General features: G+C 39.8%; 11 protein-coding genes and 1 riboswitch. Of the genes, 4 read left to right on the top strand and 7 right to left on the bottom strand.

Annotated elements, in window-relative coordinates; all coding sequences use genetic code 11:
* The first annotated feature begins 6 nt into the window (after positions 1-6).
* Positions 7-816 (top strand): phosphatidate cytidylyltransferase, encoded by an 810-nt coding sequence (locus DUT70_RS11785; RefSeq protein WP_113647531.1) that lies wholly within the window; start codon positions 7-9, stop codon positions 814-816.
* Here the strand turns inward: DUT70_RS11785 and DUT70_RS11780 are convergent.
* From DUT70_RS11780 to metE, 3 genes are all read right to left on the bottom strand, one after another.
* A complete protein-coding gene (locus tag DUT70_RS11780) occupies positions 813-1,064 on the bottom strand; it encodes a hypothetical protein (protein ID WP_113647530.1) in 252 nt (83 codons plus the stop codon). The genes DUT70_RS11785 and DUT70_RS11780 overlap by 4 nt on opposite strands.
* 164 nt (positions 1,065-1,228) lie before the next feature.
* The gene (locus tag DUT70_RS11775; protein WP_113647529.1) at positions 1,229-1,615 is read right to left on the bottom strand and encodes an acyl-CoA thioesterase; all 387 of its coding nucleotides are present in this window, start codon (positions 1,613-1,615) and stop codon (positions 1,229-1,231) included.
* 64 nt (positions 1,616-1,679) lie between these two features.
* Complete coding sequence (gene metE, locus DUT70_RS11770; protein WP_113647528.1) at positions 1,680-3,983, bottom strand: 5-methyltetrahydropteroyltriglutamate--homocysteine S-methyltransferase; 2,304 nt, start codon at positions 3,981-3,983, stop codon at positions 1,680-1,682.
* A gap of 154 nt (positions 3,984-4,137) precedes the next feature.
* A riboswitch (cobalamin riboswitch) is annotated at positions 4,138-4,341 on the bottom strand.
* A 254-nt stretch (positions 4,342-4,595) separates the two neighbouring features.
* Here metE and DUT70_RS11765 point away from each other — a divergent pair.
* Both DUT70_RS11765 and DUT70_RS11760 read left to right on the top strand, forming a co-directional pair.
* A complete protein-coding gene (locus tag DUT70_RS11765; RefSeq protein ID WP_113647527.1) occupies positions 4,596-7,280 on the top strand; it encodes a M14 family metallopeptidase in 2,685 nt (894 codons plus the stop codon).
* A 276-nt stretch (positions 7,281-7,556) separates the two neighbouring features.
* Positions 7,557-8,273: a DsbA family oxidoreductase gene (locus DUT70_RS11760; protein WP_113647526.1), complete on the top strand. Its 717-nt coding sequence runs from the start codon at positions 7,557-7,559 to the stop codon at positions 8,271-8,273.
* A gap of 175 nt (positions 8,274-8,448) precedes the next feature.
* Here the strand turns inward: DUT70_RS11760 and DUT70_RS11755 are convergent, their stop codons facing one another.
* The 3 genes from DUT70_RS11755 to DUT70_RS11745 form a co-directional block, all read right to left on the bottom strand.
* The gene (locus tag DUT70_RS11755; protein WP_240432092.1) at positions 8,449-10,653 is read right to left on the bottom strand and encodes a carboxy terminal-processing peptidase; all 2,205 of its coding nucleotides are present in this window, start codon (positions 10,651-10,653) and stop codon (positions 8,449-8,451) included.
* A gap of 130 nt (positions 10,654-10,783) precedes the next feature.
* On the bottom strand, positions 10,784-11,002 hold the full coding sequence (locus DUT70_RS11750) for a response regulator transcription factor (RefSeq protein WP_113647524.1): 219 nt from the start codon (positions 11,000-11,002) through the stop codon (positions 10,784-10,786).
* A 68-nt stretch (positions 11,003-11,070) separates the two neighbouring features.
* Positions 11,071-11,757, bottom strand: a complete 687-nt coding sequence (locus DUT70_RS11745) for a tetratricopeptide repeat protein (RefSeq protein ID WP_113647523.1) — start codon at positions 11,755-11,757, stop codon at positions 11,071-11,073.
* A gap of 212 nt (positions 11,758-11,969) precedes the next feature.
* On the opposite strand from DUT70_RS11745, the gene DUT70_RS11740 reads away from it, so the two are divergent.
* Positions 11,970-12,293 (top strand): YbjQ family protein, encoded by a 324-nt coding sequence (locus tag DUT70_RS11740; protein WP_113647522.1) that lies wholly within the window; start codon positions 11,970-11,972, stop codon positions 12,291-12,293.
* 158 nt (positions 12,294-12,451) lie between these two features.
* On the opposite strand, the gene ffh is transcribed toward DUT70_RS11740, so the two are convergent.
* Complete coding sequence (gene ffh / locus DUT70_RS11735; RefSeq protein ID WP_113647521.1) at positions 12,452-13,786, bottom strand: signal recognition particle protein; 1,335 nt, start codon at positions 13,784-13,786, stop codon at positions 12,452-12,454.
* Positions 13,787-13,788 lie beyond the last annotated feature (2 nt).

Genomic DNA, 13,788 nt, shown 5'->3' with positions numbered 1-13,788 from the left:
TTTTAAATGAAGACCAGAGCCATTACCGCTTTCTTTTTTACCATTGTGATGTTGGGTTCCATTTTGTTGGGTGCCTATACTTTTTCGGGGTTTTACTTGCTATTGAGCTTGGTAGCGTTATTGGAATTCTATAAAATGATAAAAATAGGAGGGATTCGCCCACACCGTAATATTGGGGTGGTGGTAGCAGCGCTTATTTACATCACTACTGCAGCGTATCATTTTTTCCAATTTGAGCTTAAATATCTCTTGTTGATGATTCCTTTGGTTTTTTCGGTATTCATTGCAGAGCTATATAAGAAAAACAAAATCCCATTTGCCAATATTTCCTACACCTTTGTGGGTTTTGTATATGTCACCATTCCTTTCTGTTTCTTCTACTCCCTGGGATTTTTAATGAATTTTGAGGAGTACAGTTTTCATTTTCCATTGGCCTTTTTATTAATGCTTTGGGCAAATGATACAGGTGCTTACCTATTTGGAATGAAATTAGGGAAGCGCAAGTTGTTTGAAAGACATTCTCCTAAAAAATCATGGGAAGGCTTTTTTGGTGGTGTTTTTACCAGCTTGGTAGTTGCTATTATTCTATCCTTTCAGTTTACTGAAGTTGAACCAATTGTTTGGGCAGGAATGGCCGCTATTATTTCATGTTTTGGTACCTTGGGCGATTTGGTAGAATCAATGTTAAAGCGCAGCCTCGAGGTGAAGGATTCAGGAAGCTTTTTACCAGGGCATGGTGGCTTTCTTGACCGTTTCGATGGTTTATTGATTGCTGCGCCTATTGTGTATGTATACCTTTATTTGCTAATTCACTAAGCGGTTTCTCTCTTTTTTAACTCATTGTTAACTTGTTTCAATTGGCTTGAAAAGATGATTAGCAAAGGTGCAAATCCCAATGGAGTAACCGTTAATGCACTAAAACCTTTTTTCATAGAAACAATAATGCCGCAGATGAGCATAATTAACATTGAGAAGCTCATGAAAACGGTCGCTATCTTCAACGTTTTTGCTTTTTTGTTTAATTCTTCGGTTGATAATTCTGTAAGTGGCTGCTGTGGTTTCATCTATTGAGGATTACGTTTGTACGGCGAAGATAATAATTGCTTTTAACAAATATAGCTAATGGTTTAAGCGAAGAAAATATTCTTTACGTTCTTCGCATGTCTTTTGTTTTCTTCGAGTTTAAAATTTACCACAAAGGTTGGATGAAGTTTTCGCAAAGTATTACTTACTTAATTACTGGCGTAGGTTTTTTATTCTCATCCAAAGCCACAAAGGTAAAATCGCCGTGAATGGCCAGCTCCCTGCCTTCGGCATACATTTGCTCGATGTAAATCTCTACCCCAACTCTTAAACTGGTATTGCCCACATGGGTTACTTTACCTACAAGTTCTACAAATGTTCCAGCAGGAATAGGTTGCTTAAAGTCAATTCTGTCGCTGCTTACCGTTACCATTCTTTGTCTGCTAAATCTGGTGGCCGTAATAAAGGCTACTTCATCCATCATGTGCATGGCAGTACCGCCAAATAAAGTGTCGTAATGGTTAGTGGTGCTTGGAAAAACAGCTTTGAAAATACTAGTTTGAGAGCGCTGTATCCTTTCTTCTAATGTCATGGTCAAAGATAAATTTAAAAGACTTACGAAGCTTCAAAACTTCGCAAGTCTATGGTAAAAATTGTTAGTTGTTTCTCATGGTTTTGGCGGCTTCCACCATTTCAATCAGTGCTTTTTTGGTTTCGTCCCAACCACGGGTTTTAAGCCCGCAATCGGGGTTTACCCACAGCTGCTCTTTTGGAATTACCAAAGCCGCCTTTTTCAGTAGCTCCACCATTTCGTCCTTATTTGGTACCCTTGGCGAGTGAATATCGTAAACGCCTGGGCCAATTTCATTTGGATATTTGAAATCAGCAAAAGCATTAAGGAGTTCCATTTGCGAACGAGAAGTTTCAATGGTAATGACATCGGCATCCATTGCGGCAATGCTGTCAATAATGTCATTAAATTCCGAGTAACACATGTGGGTGTGAATTTGCGTTTCGTCCTGTACGCCACTTGCCGAAATACGGAATGCTTTAACCGCCCAATCCAAATAATTTTGCCATTCAGCTTTGCGCAAAGGTAAACCTTCCCTAATGGCAGGTTCATCAATCTGAATAATTTTAATACCTGCTTGCTCTAAATCTACCACTTCATCTCTAATGGCTAGGGCAATTTGCGTACAAGTGGCGGCGCGTGGCTGATCGTTACGCACAAAAGACCATTGCAAAATGGTTACTGGACCGGTAAGCATTCCCTTCATGTATTTTGAAGTTAGGGATTGCGCATAATTGGTCCATTTAAGAGTCATGGCTTCTGGTCGGTAAACATCTCCGTAGATGATAGGAGGCTTTACACAACGCGAACCATAGCTTTGAACCCACCCGTTTTGAGAAAAGGTAAAACCACTTAGCTGCTCGCCGAAATATTCCACCATATCATTTCGTTCAAACTCACCGTGGACCAAAACATCTAGCCCAATTTCTTCTTGCCAACGCACCGCTTTTTCGGTTTCAATGGCAATCAATTGATCGTATTGCGCTTGGTTTAAACTTCCTTTTTTGAGCTTTGCTCTCCAGCTTCTTACTTCGGTAGTTTGTGGAAACGAACCAATCGTAGTGGTGGCAAAAGAAGGAAGATTTAAAGCCTCCTGTTGTAAAATCCGCCTTTTGGCAAAAGCATTTGAACGTTGGTCATGGCTTTCGGTAATGTTAGCCACATCATTTTTCACTTTCTCATTGTGGATAAGCGGTGAGGTTTTTCGACTTTGCTGGGCTTTTACATTTTGTGCCAGCTTATCTTTTGCTAAAGTCGCTTCCTCATTGTTGGTTAACTGTTTTAGGGTAGTTAGTTCGGCTACTTTTTGTTTGGCAAAGGCCATCCACTGCTTAATTTCAGCGGTTAATACGGCCTCATTTTTTTCATTGTCCAAATCGCAAGGACTGTGAAGCAGAGAGCAAGAAGTGGCAATCCAAACTCTTTCTTTTCCAAGAGCGGCTGTTGCCTGATTAATGATGGCGATGGAATTTTCAAAATCGTTCTTCCAAATATTTCTGCCATCAACCAAGCCTAATGAAAGTGTTTTTTCTTGAGGCAATTTATGAATTAGTTCCTCTAATTGCTGCGGAGCTCTTACCAAATCAACATGCAAGGTATTTACAGGTAAGTCACAAGCCAGTTCTAAATTATCTTCCAGTGCACCGAAATAAGTGGCAAGGATGAGGTTGAGTTCTGGAAAGACTTTCCTGAGTTGTTGATAGGCTGTTTGGTAGGCTTGTTTCTCTTTTTCCGATAAATCTAATACCAAAAAAGGTTCATCTAGTTGAATGTGCGTCGCTCCCAAAGCTTTCAATCTGGTTAAAAGCTCGATATAAACAGGAAGTAGGTTTTTAAGTAAATCGATTTTATCAAAACCAGCCTCTTTTTCTTTACCTAAAAGCAGATAACTTACGGGGCCAATCAATACAGGCTTGGTGATAATGCCCAGCTGTTTGGCTTCGTAAAATTCATCAATTACCTTAGTAGAAAACAGATTGAAAGTTTGGTTTTTATAGAATTCAGGGACAATGTAATGGTAATTGGTATCAAACCATTTGGTCATTTCCATCGCAATAATATCCAATCCATTTCGCTGATAGCCTCTAGCCATCGCAAAATAAAGATCTAGCTCTGCATGGTCTGGCTGAATGGCTACGGCATTGTAGCGTTGCGGGATAGCACCAAACATTAAGGAGTGATCCAGTACCTGATCGTAATAAGAAAAATCATTACTGGGGATTAAATCTACGCCAAGATTTTTTTGGAGTTCCCAGTTTTGCTGGCGGATGTTTTTGCCAACCTGAAGTACGTTTTTGTACCCCGATGTACCTGCCCAATAGCTTTCGCAGGCCTTTTTCAATTCTCTTTGGCTACCAATTCGCGGATAGCCCAACACTTGAGTTTGCATTTTAAAAAGGGTTTAAATGAAAATATTTAAAGCCCAACTCTAAATAATGTCTTTGGAAGAAATAAAGGAAGCATAGAAAAGCAAGGCCAATGAAACTCAAGTCGTTTCTGGCACCACTCATCATACCTGACCCTTTGTCCTATTCCGCGAAGACATTGTCAATTCAATAAAGGCAGGTCTCCTGACTTATCCCCAGCACTACCGCCTTCCCATTCCAACCTTGGTTGGCACAGTGGCATTGTGATAGCGCTGTTCTTTTTTGCAAAAGAGGACTTACAGTTGCGCGACAGCTCGTGATTTGCACACGATTCCCTATTAATCCCGATATTACTCGGGAACCGTTATCGGTTTGATTTGAGATAAAGTTAAGAACTTGTTGCAGCGAAGTTATGCAATAGCGACGAGGAAATGAAACTTGTGAGGGATATTATGTTAGCCACAGATGTACAGATTTATAATATTGTCTTTATACAATTTGTTAAATAATCGGATTAAAAAAATATCTGTGTATCTGTGGTGCTCCACAAATTAATCGTGTAACAAATTTAAAGAGGTCCTACAAGGAGTTTTTATCTGTCCTATATTTGATTTAACCATCAAACAAAAAGCAGTATGATAAAAAGATACTTGATTAAGGGCGCTTGGATGTTCTTTTTGGTAACCAGTCTTAATGCGGTTGCCCAAGAGGTTCCTAGTCCGAAATCGCATTTTGGATTTTCCATAGGCGATAATTACCAATTGGCCAACTATACCCAAACCGAAGCTTATTTTAAGAAATTGGCCGCTAGCTCAAAAAGAGTGAGGTTGGTAGATATTGGCAAAACAGAAGAAGGTAAAAGTCAGTATATGCTGATCATTACTTCGCCAGAAAACCAACAAAACTTAGCGAAATATAAGTCGATTTCTCAAAAATTGGCCCGTGCCGAGGCGTTGACTGAGCAAGAAGCGAAAGATTTGGCACAGCAAGGCAAGGCCGTAGTTTGGATTGATGGAGGATTGCATGCCAACGAAACGGTTGGTGCTCATCAGTTGATACAAACCGCCTATAATTTGGCAAGCAGAACTGATGCAGAAACCACAAGGATTTTGGATGATGTGATTGTATTGATGACCCATGCCAATCCTGATGGACAGGAACTACAAAGTAATTGGTACATGCGTGAAAAAACACCAGAGAAAAGATCTTTGGCTGGCTTGCCTGTATTGTATCAAAAATATGCTGGACACGATAACAACCGCGATTTCTTTATGCTTAACCTAAAGGAAACACAAAATATGGGTCGACAGTTGTTCGTAGAGTGGAACCCCCAAATTATGTACAACCACCACCAATCTGGCCCAGCTGGAACGGTAGTGGCAGGGCCTCCATTCCGTGATCCTCATAACTATGTTTTCGATCCTATAATCTTGACCAGTTTAGATGCTGTTGGTGCGGCGATGCACAACCGTTTAAATGTGGAAGATAAGCCTGGTTACACCCAAAGAAATGGTTCTGTATTTTCTACTTGGTATAATGGAGGATTGAGAACAACCACTTATTTTCATAATATGATTGGATTGCTTACCGAAATTGTGGGTAGTCCAACGCCAATGGAAATCCCTTTGGTACCCTCTCGATTATTGCCTAACAGTGATTCGCCAAATCCAGTACTGCCTCAAAAATGGTTCTTCAAAAATGCCATTGATTATTCGGTTTCTATGAACTATGCAGTATTGAACTATGCACAGCGTTACCACGATGAGTTGTTGTTCAACATGTATAAAATGGGTAAAAACTCTATCGAAAGAGGAAGTAAGGACACTTGGTCTTTCTCTCCGAAGAAAATAGAGGCGATAAATGCAGCAGCAAAGAAAGACAAATCAGATAACGCAGGCGGTAGAAGAAGCATGGATCCAAAATTTTTGGATGAAGTGATGAAAGACCCAGCAAACCGAGATGCTAGAGGATACATCATTCCTGCCAATCAGCCAGATTTTACCACAGCCATCAGATTTTTAAATGCATTAATCAGAACAGGTGTAGTGGTGCAAAAAGCAAATGCAGCTTTTACTGTAGAAGGAAAACAATATCCTGCAGGTTCCTATATCGTAAAAACCGATCAGGCATTTAGGCCGCATATTTTAGATATGTTTGAGCCACAAGATCACCCTAATGACTTCAAATATGAAGGTGGTCCACCAGTGGCGCCTTATGACGCTGCAGGTTGGACCTTGGCCTACTTAATGAACGTGAAGTTTGACCGAGTGTTAAATGCATTTGACGGACCGTTCCAAAAAATGCCTCTTGGAGAATTGTTAAAGGAAACGCCTCAAACTTTACCGAGTGCTAGCGGCTTTGCCTTAAGTGCACAAGCTAACGAAAGCTATTTGGCTGTAAACGAACTGTTGAAGGCAAAAGTAGAAGTATTGCGTAACCCTGTTGATGGTTCTTTTTATGTTCCAGCAAGCGCTGCGGCAAAAGCGGCGTTAAATAAAGCAGAGCACAACTTTGGAATGAAAGTTACAGCAGCAGCAAGTAAACCAAAAGGAGCGGTAAAGGTTAAGCCTTCTCGAATTGCTTTGTGGGATACTTATGGTGGTTCTATGCCTTCAGGATGGATGCGCTACATTATGGAGCAGTACCACTACGACATTACAGTCGTTTATCCACCAGATATTGATGCAGGCAAACTTAAGGATAACTATGATGTGTTGATTATGGTTGGGGGTTCTGTGCCAGCTTTGGCTAATGAAGGTGGAGGAAGAGGATTTAATCCACCAACAGTAGATAACATTCCAGATGAATTTAAGGGAAGAGTAGGTAGAATGACTGCCGAAAAATCGGTTCCTCAATTGAAAGCCTTTTTAGAAAACGGTGGAAACATTGTAACCATTGGCTCGGCCACCAACTTAGCAAACCACTTAGGGCTTCCAGTTAAAAATGCCTTGCTTACGGCAGACGGTAAACGCTTGCCAAATGACAAATACTATGTGCCAGGAAGTGTACTAAGTGTTAAAACAGATGCTAAATTAGCTGCTAACTGGGGCTTAGATGAAAATACAGATGTTTATTTTGATAACAGCCCAGTGTTTAAAATCACTGAAAATGATGGCAAAATTAAACCGCTAGCGTGGTTTGCCACAGATAAGCCTTTGCGTAGTGGTTGGGCCTGGGGACAAGCCAATTTGAAAGATGGCGTTGCCGCCTTTGAAGCAGACTACGGCAAAGGAAAACTATTTGCCTTTGGACCAGAAATTACCTTTAGGGCCCAAACCCATGGAACATTTAAATGGCTGTTTAACCAGTTGTATAAATAAAAGAAGCTATAAATTAAATTATAGTGTTTGATTTCACGGGCAGCTCATTATTGGGCTGCCCATTTTTGTTTCCATACAACAGGAACTTTTCTCGTCATTGCGAAGCACGAAGCAATCTCAAAACCTGCAGTATGAAAAAGCATTAATAGCTTTAAGATTGCTTCCCCCAAGAATCTGGACCCCCCCGCAAGCTCGCAAAGACGAAGTGTTATTTTACCTTCCTTAGACCAAGGCTTTTAGCGAAGTACCTACCTTTGTTTTTTAAAAATTTAATTGATGAAAATAGAAATATGGTCAGATGTGATGTGTCCCTTTTGCTACATTGGCAAAAGACACTTGGAAAAGGCCTTGGCAGAACTCCCTTTTGGTAAAGCAATAGCGATTGACTGGAAAAGCTATCAACTTAATCCAGAATATAAAAATGTAGATGGAGAAAATCTTTATCAATATTTGTCCACAAACAAAGGAATAAGCATTGAACAAGCGCAACAAATGACCCAGCAGGTGGTATCAATGGCTACCGATGCCGGACTAGATATTGATTTCGAACGAAGCATCCCTGCAAACTCTTTCAATGCGCACCGATTAATTCATTTTGCTGCAAGTAAGGGCAAGCAAGATTTGGCAGAAGAACACCTTTTTAAAGCGCATTTCACTGACGGAAAAGATATTGATAATCTTGAAGTGCTATTAGAAATTGCCACTGGTTTAGGTTTGGATCAATCGGAAGCCAAAGAAGTATTGGACGGCAATGCATTTGAAGAAGAAGTGCGATACGATGTTTACGAAAGTCAACAATTAGGCGTTAGAGGCGTTCCTTTCTTTGTGATGGACAGAAAGTATGCGCTTTCAGGAGCGCAGCCAGTAGAAGCTTTTAAACAAGCCCTTACGCAGAGCTATAACGAGTGGCAAGCTACGCAGCAAACCTCTCCATTAAAAAACTTAAACGAAACCACAGGAAACGCCTGTGACGAAAATGGTTGTGAGATTTAGGTAAGATTTTACACCGTCATTTCGAACGGATTATAACGAAGAGAGAAATCTAGCGTCTTGGGTTTTTACCTTAAGGTTTTTTATATTTCTCCTTATTCTTCGTCGAAATGACGGAAAATACTACATAAAAAAAGCGAGAAGAATTCTTCTCGCTTTTTTTATTGCCAAGGTTAGATTACTTGTTCAGTATCGCCTTATTATTGTTTTTGCTCAACTTCGAATTTTCATTAAGCTTCATGAAATCTACCATAATGTTCATGCTTTCATCTTCAATAAAGTCAGAAGCCTCTTCCTTAGGAGTTTTTTCTCCTTTTTTCAATGGCGCTAAACCTTTTTCGGCCCTTACCTGATTTAATCTTGCTAACGATTTAGCTTCTAGCGCATCTCTTTCCGCTTTTAGTTTAGCCTCGTTAAGTGTAATAGAGGTTTCGTTCTCTCTCTTCTTACCTTCGGCAATATCCTCTTTCAACATTTTATAGTCTAAAGATTTAGACATACGTTTTTCGTGTAGCTTAAGCAAAGCTGTTTTTGCCGCATTTAAATCATACACGGTAGTGTAAGTAGATGGGTTAACCATGTCAAAAGGCAGCGCAGAAGGTTCTGTATCCTCGCCAATTTTATCTAAAGGATAAATAGAAGGGAAATTGATATCAGGAATAACCCCTTTATGTTGTGTGCTGTTACCGCTTACACGATAAAACTTAGCCATGGTAAGGTTAATTTGTCCAAGTTGAGGAACACCATTCTTGTCAACGATGGTTACCGTTGGCGAATTTTCTTTCACGGTAACTGTTTTTTTCTCACCCTCGTTCTTTTTAAACAAAGCCGCTAACTTTTGCAACATCGAAGAATTCATCAACGAGTTTAAGTCAATAGACGATTGTACAGTACCTTTACCATAAGACTGGGTTCCCATAATAATTCCACGACCATAATCTTGTATCGCACCAGCAAAAATTTCCGATGCCGAAGCACTTAAGCGGTCAATCATTACACCCATAGGACCATCCCAAACAATGTTATTGTCCTCATCCTTGTAAACTTTTACACTATTTCTGTAGTCTTTAACCTGCACCACAGGACCTTTTCCAATAAATAAGCCCGAAAGTTCGATCGCTTCGTTTAATGAACCACCACCATTTGCTCTTAAATCAACCACAATGGCATCTACTTTATCCATGTTTTTCAAGGTGTCAATCAACAACCTAACATCTCTGGTGGTACTTTTATAGTTCGGATCGCCAGCATTAGCCGCTTTAAAATCTGCATAAAAAGCAGGGATTTTAATCACGCCAATTTTATAAGGCTTGCCGTCACTCTCCACCGTTTTAACCACTTTTTTAGCTGATTGGTCTGCCAAGATGATCTTCTCCCTTACCAAAGTAATGATTTGTGGTTTCGAAGAAAGCTCTTGACCTACTGGAATAACTTTTAAACGAACGGTAGTGCCTTTTGGACCTTTAATTTTTGATACCGCATTGTCAATTCTCCAACCAATGATATCTTCAAACTCTCCATCAGCACCTTGAGCAACCGCAATAATTTTATCTCCAGCATTCAGTTTTTTGCTTTTAAAAGCAGGGCCACCAGGCATAATCGAAGCAATTTTGGTCACTTCATTTTCAGATTGAAGTACGGCACCAATACCTTCTAACGAGCGAGACATTTCTTGGTTGAAAGCCTCTGCATTACGTGGATTGAAATAATTAGTGTGCGGATCAACAGCCTCGGTAAATGCGTCCATTAAGATCTGGAAAACATCCTGATTGTTAAATTTCGCTGCTTGTGATTTAAGGTTAGTATAACGCTTAGTCAAAGTTTCTACGTTCTTGGCATCATCAGTACCCGCAATTTTTAGGTTTACCAACTCATATTTCACACGTTTTTTCCAGATGTCGTTAAGTTCGGCAGTACTTTTTGCCCATGGCATTTTTTCTCTGTCGTACACATAAGTATCGTTCTGATTAAAGTCGTACTTGTTCTTGATTTGTGAAATCGAGTAATTTACACGCTCGTTATATCTTTTCAAATAAACATTGAAAATGTAAAAAGGAGTACTCAAATCTCCAATCCTAAAATCATCATCCAAATTATATCTGTTGGTTTCAAACTCCTTGATATCGCTTTCCAAAAAGTAATATCTAGATGGGTCCAATGCCTTGATATATCGATCAAAAACAATCGATGAAATAGAGTCGTTTAATTTGGGCTTTTTATAATTGTAGTTCTCCAGCAGGCCCACCACTTCTTTAGTTACCAAACTTTGTTGCTCGTCTGGTTTTATGTTCGGAATACCATCCACCGGTTTTTGCGCCTTTGGAGAGGCGGTGCAGGCTAGAACTGCAGCGGTAAAGGTAATAGCAAATATTTTTCTCAGCATTTCTTTAACTGTTTTAAAGTCCATTCGTTATAAAATCATTATCCAATATGATACCAATTTCTTAAATAAACAAAAAAGATGCAGTTTTAGTCTGTATCTTTTTTGTAAAGTTTGTTAAAAAGAGTTAAACCTAGGGTACCAGGTCGTTCTTTAAAGCCAAAACTACCAGACCCACAATGCTTTTTACCTTAGTTTTTTTAAAGATGTTTTTACGATGGGTTTCTACCGTTCTTTTACTAATGTCCAAATGTGTGGCGATATCTTGGTTATTATATTCTTGGGTGATGAGCTGGATAATTTCCAACTCACGATTGCTTAATATCGAAGCAATGTTGCTTTTGGGTTTCATGGAGAGCAATTATTTGAGAGCGCATTAAACACAAAGTCTTGGGAAAGGATCTTTGTGATAGACGAAGGTTATCCTTTTTTACTGACCGTTTTTTCAGCAATAAGGGCCCTGTTGTTTTTAATGATTTGGTTATACTGTATCGTGTTGGCATTCTTTGAAAGCAGTTCCGCAGTATTAAGGTCTTTCGAAGCCAATAAATAATCTTTCTTCTTGATTTTCACAGAAGCAATGCCTAATACAGATTCAATAAAAGCGTTTTTATCCTGAAGCTGTTGCGCCAAAATTCCGTGTTGGGTATAAAACCAAAGTGCTTGAGGCAATTTGTTGGCCGCCAAATAAATTTTTCCCAATTGTTGGTAGGCAGACATCTGACCCGCCTTGCTGCCCGTTTTGGCATAGTTCCTAAGCACTTGTTTCAATACTACATGCTCAGCTTCTGCAAAATTAGCTTGAGAAAGGTAAACATTGCTCAAACGAATAAGCGTAGTGCCGTATAGGTTATATTTTTTGTCTTGCTTGTATTCGTTAGCCGCCTTGTTGAACATAAAAGCAGCACTGTCAAAATCTCCAAAACGTTCGTAACGCTCACCTTCTTCATAAAGATTTTCGGCAACACTACGATTGCTGTTGCCTAATACGGCCAGATTAACTGAAAATTGCGAGTGGGTTTGTTCCAAGCCTGGAGCTGCAGTATTTTGTGCTTTCACAGCAAATACTACAGAACAGAAGAGCGCAAGCAGGCAGAATTTTTTCATTTTATTCGATTTTCATTGTAGGCAAAGTCGAAACGTTTGGTTGTATCGTTAGCTAACTTCACGTACAAAGATAATTTTTTTTAAACAAAAAAGGTAAATTGCTGTTTTTCTTCTTTTTGTAACCCTTTGAAAACGAAGGGGAATTTGAGAAGAATTAAAAATCGATGTAACATAATTAGCCAGCAGCCGTCGAATATAAAAAACTTAAAGCGATGTTAATAACCACCACAAATAACGTAGAAGGCAAGAAAGTTGTTAAATACATTGGCCTTGTTACTGGAGAAACCATTATTGGCGCAAACTTCTTTAAAGACATATTTGCAGGATTGAGAGATATTGTAGGCGGTCGTGCAGGCTCTTACGAGCAGGTATTACGCGAAGCGAAAAATACCGCAGTAAACGAAATGCAGCAATATGCGGCGGCTATGGGCGCAAATGCCATTATTGGTGTTGATTTAGATTATGAGACCGTTGGAAGCGGCGGTAGCATGTTAATGGTAACTGCAAGCGGAACCGCTGTTGTTTTAGAGGATTAGCAGTCTTTTGCATGCTGTCATTCTGAGCATAGCGAAGAATCTCTTGGAAGCAAATAGATTCCTCCTAACGTCGGAATGACAAGGAGGAAATAAATAAAGCCCCGATATCGCAAAGACATCGGGGCTTTTATTTTTTATTTTTGACTTTTAACTTATATCTATCTCTGAGGCATTTTTGGCATGTTGCGCATCATTTTAGCGGCAGCCGCAGGGTTCGAGAATTGTTTCATTACTTTTCTCATGTCCTCAAATTGCTTCAACAACTTCGTCACATCCTCTAATTTATTACCCGATCCTTTTGCAATACGCAATTTGCGGCTTTGTTGTATCGAGTCCGGGTTTTCTCTTTCAAAAGGAGTCATCGATTGGATAATTGACTCCACGCCTTTAAACGCATCATCATCAATATCAACGTTTTTCATCATCTTGCCAACCCCAGGAATCATGCCCATCAAATCTTTCATGTTACCCATTTTTTTGATTTGTTGGATCTGTCCGTAAAAGTCGTTGAAATCGAATTTATTCTTGCGGATTTTCTTTTGTAATTCAGCAGCCTGTTTCTCATCAAACTGTTGTTGAGCACGCTCCACAAGGGAAACAACGTCACCCATACCCAAAATACGCGAAGCCATCCTGTCTGGATAGAAAACATCCAAAGCCTCCATCTTCTCACCCGTACCAATAAACTTAATTGGCTTATCAACAACAGATTTAATAGAAAGGGCAGCACCACCACGCGTATCACCATCTAATTTGGTTAAAACAACACCCGTAAAATCAAGACGATCGTTAAACACTTTTGCTGTATTTACCGCATCCTGACCAGTCATCGAGTCAACCACAAATAAAATCTCGTGAGGTTTAGTTTGTGCCTTAACTTCCGAAATCTCGTTCATCAGGGCCTCGTCAATAGACAAACGACCCGCCGTATCCACAATAATTACATTGTTGTTGTTCCTCTTACCTTCGGCAATACCTTCAAGCGCAATAGCAACTGGATCTTTAGACTCTTTATTGGCATATACCGGCACACCAACCTGCTCACCCAACACCTGTAATTGATCAACAGCCGCAGGACGGTAAACGTCGCCAGCAACCATTAAAGGCTTTTTGCCCTTACTTTTAAGGTGTAAGGCTAGTTTTCCAGTAAAAGTAGTTTTACCCGCACCGTTTAAACCAGCGATTAATATAATGGTTGGGTTGTTTTTTAAATCAAGTTCCGTAGCCTCACCGCCCATTAAAGCAGCAAGCTCATCGTTCATAATTTTGGTAAGCAACTGACCTGGCGAAATGCTGGTTAATACATTGTTACCCAAAGCCTTTTCCTTCACCTGATCGGTAAAAGTTTTGGCTGTTTTATAATTTACGTCCGCATCTAACAAAGCCTTTCTGATTTCCTTCATGGTCTCAGCCACGTTGATTTCAGTAATGCTTCCCTGTCCTTTCAGGACTTTGAACGCCCTGTCTAACTTATCCTGTAAATTTTCAAACATTG

This window comes from Pedobacter chitinilyticus, from assembly GCF_003313385.1.
Classification (GTDB): Bacteria; Bacteroidota; Bacteroidia; order Sphingobacteriales; family Sphingobacteriaceae; genus Pedobacter; species Pedobacter chitinilyticus.
Note: the sequence above shows the minus strand (reverse complement) of the source record. Positions and strands in the feature narration are given on the sequence as shown.